We start from the raw sequence: 279 nt of genomic DNA on the forward strand, positions 1-279 counted from the left end.
CCAGAAACAGCAAGTCCAGCTCCTACAAAAATAGCAGCAACTTCACGTGGCAAACGAATTTCGCGAATTATAGATAGTTTGTCCCCTTTAGCGGAGGAAGTGAGTGCTAACCATACATCTTTTATTGAAGTATCTGCAGCCCCTAATACCATTGCCACCATAAAAATAAGAAAGAATGCAATTATACTCAAAATGAGTTTGTACGTAAAAGCTATAGTACGTGGATTATCGTGATCTTTTGTCATTCGTTTCACATCTTTTCTGTTCATAGAATAAAGG

Annotated in this window: 1 protein-coding gene; it reads right to left on the reverse strand. The window is 37.6% G+C overall.

Translation table 11 applies throughout. The features are described from left to right. On the reverse strand, positions 1-269 hold a 269-nt coding region (locus tag ACSG5Z_RS32590), incomplete at its 3' end, for an iron chelate uptake ABC transporter family permease subunit (RefSeq protein WP_435713007.1). Between the last annotated feature and the right edge of the window lie 10 nt (positions 270-279).

It is taken from the genome of Bacillus pretiosus (assembly GCF_051294775.1).
GTDB classification, from domain to species: Bacteria; Bacillota; Bacilli; order Bacillales; family Bacillaceae_G; genus Bacillus_A; species Bacillus_A wiedmannii.